This window comes from Bacillus sp. BPN334, from assembly GCF_008368885.1.
GTDB lineage: Bacteria > Bacillota > Bacilli > Bacillales > Bacillaceae_G > Bacillus_A > Bacillus_A wiedmannii.
In genome coordinates this window covers 1-497 of the sequence record NZ_QOZW01000060.1, presented here as the reverse complement: position 1 = coordinate 497, position 497 = coordinate 1, and the positions used below count along the sequence as shown (strand labels likewise).

The following is a 497-nucleotide window of genomic DNA, read 5'->3' as shown; positions in this document are numbered from 1 at the left end:
AACCAAGGTCGTGTTAAATACCTTAAAAGCTACGGAATAAATGATAATAGATTAAAAGTTTTCTATTTTAGGCGGGTGTTTTCATCAACTAAAAATTTAATAGTGCCCCAAAAATGAAATTTGGTGCTCCCCCTAAAACATCTGGACTGTAATAGCCAATTAAAAAAGTGCAAACAAAACGACCCTTAATCAGTCGTTTTGTTTGCATTTCCTTTTTCTAAAACCACAGAAAAGATAAGTACTATAGTTAACAACATAATAAACCTTACTTCACTTCCGTCACTTACAAAAAATGAATACAAAGTATACATTAAAATTAATATTCCATAAATAATTTTGTGCAATATACTCCCTCCTTTTTGCCGTATATATTTTAGTATAAAAGTTTGATTCAAGTCCTATATCCAAATGAAAATAAAAATCACCTGTGATATACACAAAGTACTTTTCTCTTGTTAATTTATCTATTTCACTATATTTATCTATTTTCTTTTTAT

1 pseudogene is annotated in these 497 nt (G+C 28.0%); it reads right to left on the bottom strand.

Annotation, left to right across the window (positions count from 1 at the left end):
* Window positions 1-279 precede the first annotated feature (279 nt).
* Window positions 280-497, bottom strand: a pseudogene (locus DN393_RS31795) (hypothetical protein); the annotation flags it as partial.